This window comes from Micrococcus sp. HG099 (assembly GCF_024723355.1).
Classification (GTDB): domain Bacteria; phylum Actinomycetota; class Actinomycetes; order Actinomycetales; family Micrococcaceae; genus Micrococcus; species Micrococcus endophyticus.
In genome coordinates this window covers 1-4,317 of the sequence record NZ_JANQCJ010000155.1, presented here as the reverse complement: position 1 = coordinate 4,317, position 4,317 = coordinate 1, and the positions used below count along the sequence as shown (strand labels likewise).

At 73.0% G+C, this 4,317-nt stretch carries 4 protein-coding genes; 3 read left to right on the top strand and 1 reads right to left on the bottom strand.

From position 1 onward, the window contains the following. The coding region (locus NWP10_RS10700; RefSeq protein WP_258300895.1) for a DUF1624 domain-containing protein at positions 1-655 on the bottom strand (655 nt) is incomplete at its 3' end. Positions 656-808: 153 nt separating this feature from the next. Here NWP10_RS10700 and dapA point away from each other — a divergent pair. The 3 genes from dapA to NWP10_RS10685 form a co-directional block, all read left to right on the top strand. Then, positions 809-1,726 (top strand): 4-hydroxy-tetrahydrodipicolinate synthase, encoded by a 918-nt coding sequence (dapA, locus tag NWP10_RS10695; protein ID WP_258300894.1) that lies wholly within the window; start codon positions 809-811, stop codon positions 1,724-1,726. Positions 1,727-1,741: 15 nt separating this feature from the next. After that, positions 1,742-3,427, top strand: a complete 1,686-nt coding sequence (locus NWP10_RS10690; RefSeq protein ID WP_258300893.1) for a ribonuclease J — start codon at positions 1,742-1,744, stop codon at positions 3,425-3,427. A 144-nt stretch (positions 3,428-3,571) separates the two neighbouring features. Beyond that, on the top strand, positions 3,572-4,317 hold a 746-nt coding region (locus tag NWP10_RS10685; protein ID WP_258300892.1), incomplete at its 3' end, for a DNA translocase FtsK 4TM domain-containing protein.

Genomic DNA, 4,317 nt, shown 5'->3' with positions numbered 1-4,317 from the left:
CGCCCCAGGCCAGCGCGCCGGCCGCGAGGAGGGCGGCGGCCACCCGTGCGCGGTCCAGCGGCAGGCGGCCCAGGGCCAGGCCCAGCACCAGGAAGGCGCCCCAGGAGAGCACGGGGTAGTAGCCGGTGACCACGAGGTCGGCCAGCAGCACCCCGGGGGTGAGCAGGTCCTCGGGCATGGGGGACAGCCACAGCCGGGCGCCGAGGAGGAACTCGTCCCGGCCCAGCAGCGCCTGGCCGGCCGTGCTCGCGGCGAACACGGCGACCGGGCCCACCACGAGCCACGCCCCGGCGATCGCCCCAAGCGCGGGGGCCCGCAGCCCGAGCAGCGGCAGGGCGAGCAGGAACAGCAGGGCGTAGTGGCACAGGATCACCGCCACCGGGGTGCCCAGCGCGCCGCACGCCAGGCCCACCACGAACAGCAGCCCCGCCCGCCGGGCGATCCGGCGGCGCAGCACCGCGCGGCGCGCGCCCTCGGCGGGGCGGGTCCCGCCCGTGGACAGGGCCAGCCCGACGCCGGCCAGCAGCACGAACAGCACCGAGGCGCGGCCGGCGAAGCCCAGGAAGACCGGGTGCGGGTCGCCGGCGGCGGTCGTCGGGTCCACCACGTGCACGGCGACCATGCCCAGCAGGGCGACGCCCCGGGCGGCGTCCACGCCCCGCAGGCGCGGGCGGCGGACGGACGGGGCCGGCGTCGTCGCGGCCGGGGGCGGGGCGGGGGACAGGGCGGGCTCCTCTCGCAGGCGCGGTGCGTCGCAGTGGGGCGACGGACGGGGTGGGTCCCCAGTCTCGCAGGTAGGGTGGGGCCCATGAGTGCCGTCCGTTCCGCCTCCGCCCCCTCCGAGCTGCTCTTCGGCACGGTCGTGCCCGCCATGGTCACCCCCATGACCGACGAGGGCGCCGTGGACCTGGAGGCGGCGGCCGCCCTCGCCGAGCACCTGGTGGACGGCGGCGCCGACGGCCTCGTGGTCACCGGCACCACCGGCGAGACCTCCACCCTCACGGACGAGGAGAACCTCGCCATGTTCCGCACGGTCGTGGAGGCCGTGGGGGACCGCGCCAAGGTGGTGGCCGGCACCGGCACCAACGACACGGCGCACACCCTCGAGCTCTCCCGGCGGGCCAAGGAGACGGGCGTGGACGGGCTGCTGCTCGTCACCCCGTACTACAACAAGCCCAACCAGGCCGGCATCCGGGCCCACTTCGAGGCCGTCGCAGACGGCGTGGACCTGCCGATCATGCTCTACGACATCCCCGGCCGCTCGGTCATGCCGATCGAGCCGGAGACCCTCATCGCCCTGGCCCAGCACCCGAACATCCGCGCGCTCAAGGACGCCAAGGGGGACCTGCAGTCCACCACCACCGTCCTGGCGCACTCGGACCTGGACCTCTATTCCGGCGACGACGGCGCCACCCTGCCGCTCATGGCCCTCGGCGCCGTGGGCGTCGTCTCCGTGGCCGCGCACGTGGCCCCGGGCCTGTACCGCAAGCTCGTGGACGCGGTCCACGCCGGCGACCTCGCCGCGGCCCGCGAGCACCACTTCGCGCTGGACCCCGTCCAGCGCGGCATCATGGCCCACGTCCAGGGCGCGGTGGCCGCGAAGGCCGTCCTCGCCGCCCAGGGCGTCATCCCGTCCGCAGCCGTGCGGCTGCCCCTCGTCCAGGCCGGCGCCGACGAGCTCTCCGACATCCGAGCCGACCTCGCGGAGGCCGGCATCACCTTCTAGAAGGGACATCCCTCCATGACTCCAGGCACCCGCCTGTCCACCCCGCCCAAGCTCAAGAAGGGCACCTGCCGCATCGTCCAGCTGGGCGGCCTCGAGGAGGTCGGCCGCAACATGGTCACCTTCGAGATCGACGGCAAGATCCTCATCGTCGACTGCGGCGTCCTCTTCCCCGAGGAGCACCAGCCCGGCGTCGACCTGATCCTCCCGGACTTCGACTACATCCGGGACCGCATGGACGACGTCGTCGGCATCGTCCTGACCCACGGCCACGAGGACCACATCGGCGCCGTGCCGTACCTGCTGCGCCTGCGCGACGACATCCCCGTGATCGGCTCCAAGCTGACCCTCGCCCTGATCGAGGCCAAGCTGGAGGAGCACCGGATCAAGCCGCGCACCCGCGTCGTCAAGGAAGACGAGATCGTGGAGTTCGGCCCGTTCGAGTGCGAGTTCGTGGCCGTGAACCACTCGATCCCGGACGCGCTCGCCGTCGCCATCCACACGGACGCCGGCACCATCCTGCACACCGGCGACTTCAAGATGGACCAGCTGCCGCTGGACGGCCGCATCACGGACCTGCGCGCCTTCGCCCGCCTGGGCGAGGAGGGCGTGGACCTGTTCATGACCGACTCCACCAACGCCGAGGTGCCGGGCTTCACCACCACCGAGGCGGAGATCGGCCCCACCCTGGAGCGCTACTTCGCCACGGCGAAGCGCCGGATCGTGGTGGCCTCGTTCTCCTCGCACGTGCACCGCGTGCAGCAGGTCCTCGACGCCGCGCACAAGCACGGCCGCAAGGTCGCCCTCGGTGGCCGCTCGATGATCCGCAACATGACCATCGCGGCCAAGCTCGGCTACCTCAACGTGCCGAACGGGATCCTCGTGGACATCCGCAAGGTGGACAAGTACAAGGACGACGAGGTCGTCCTGATGGTGACCGGCTCGCAGGGCGAGCCCATGGCCGCCCTGTCCCGCATGGCCAACGGCGACCACCAGGTGCAGCTGGAGGAGGGCGACCTCGTGGTCCTCGCCTCCTCGCTGATCCCGGGCAACGAGAACTCCGTGTTCCGCGTGATCAACGGCCTCATGAAGCTCGGCGCCAACGTGGTGCACAAGGGCATGGCGAAGGTGCACGTCTCCGGCCACGCCTCCGAGGGCGAGCTGCTCTACTGCTACAACATCGTCGAGCCGGAGTTCGTGATGCCGGTGCACGGCGAGACCCGGCACCTGATCGCCAACGGCCGGATCGCGGAGAAGACCGGCGTGCCGGCCGAGAACGTGATCCTCGCCGGCAACGGCACCGTGGTGGACATGACCGACGGCCTCGTGAAGGTCGTGGGCGAGGTGGACTGCGGCTACGTGTACGTGGACGGCTCCTCCGTGGGCGAGATCTCCGACTCGGACCTCAAGGACCGCCGCGTCCTGGGCGAGGAGGGCTTCATCTCGATCATCACCGTGGTGAACCGCCAGACCGGCAGCATCGTCTCCGGACCGGACATCCACGCCCGCGGCGTCGCCGAGGACGAGAAGGTGTTCGAGGACATCAAGCCGAAGATCGCCCGGGCGCTGGAGGAGGCGGTGCAGTCCAGTAAGGACCACACCGCGCACCAGCTCCAGCAGGTGGTCCGCCGCACCGTCGGCACGTGGGTCAACCGCAAGCTGCGGCGCCGCCCCATGATCATCCCCGTGGTCCTGGAGGCCTGATCCGCCCGGGCCGCCATGCCCGCCCCGTCCGCGGTTCGCGGTAGTTTGGTGGGCATGGCGACCCGTACTTCCCCCACGCGATCGTCGACCTCCTCGTCCTCATCCCGCTCCGGCCGCGCCGGAGGCAAGGGATCCGGGCGGAGGGTGTCGACGGCGTCCGTCCCCGACGCCGACCGTCCCGCCGCGCCCCTGCGCGCCCTCCACGCCCTGTGGATGGGCCTGGCCACGCCAGTCGGCGCCGCCTTCCGCAAGCTCGGCCCGGACGTGCGCGTCGACCGCGAGGAGCGCCGCGACGGCACCGGCCTGTTCCTGCTGCTGCTGGCCGCGGTGATCGCGTCCGTCGAGTGGTGGGGCCTGCGCGAGACCGGCTTCGGCCGCGTGGTGCACGGGGTGGCCGGCGGCACCGTGGGATGGTTCGCCCTGCTCGTGCCGATCGCCCTGGTGGTGGTGGCGGTGCGCTGCTTCCGCAGCCCCACGGCCCACCGCGCCAACGGGCGCATCGTCATCGGCCTGCTCATGGCCACGGTGGCGGGTGCCGGCATCGCGCACCTCGTGGCCGGGGTCCCCTCGGCCGCCGAGGCGTTCGACGACATGCTCGGCGCCGGCGGCATGGTCGGCTACCTGGCGACGGCGCCGCTCGCCTCCCTGCTGACCGTGGTGCCCGTCTGGGCGCTCATGGTCGCCCTCGCCTTCTTCTCCGTGCTGGTGCTCACGGCCACGCCCGTGGGCTCGATCCCGCAGCGGATCGCCGGCGGCTACGACTGGCTCACCGGCCAGGACCCGGAGGGCGCCTCCGAGCAGCGGGCGGCCCGCCGCGCCGAGCGCCGGCGCGTCCGCGGGGAGCGCGCGGACGCGGAGCCGCACGGCCCGCTGCACGCGGACGCCGAGGA

Bases quoted from the DNA above. Each gene is read 5' to 3' on its own strand.
- dapA (WP_258300894.1), top strand. From the start codon at position 809: ATGAGTGCCGTCCGTTCCGCCTCCGCCCCCTCCGAGCTGCTCTTCGGC.
- NWP10_RS10690 (WP_258300893.1), top strand. From the start codon at position 1,742: ATGACTCCAGGCACCCGCCTGTCCACCCCGCCCAAGCTCAAGAAGGGC.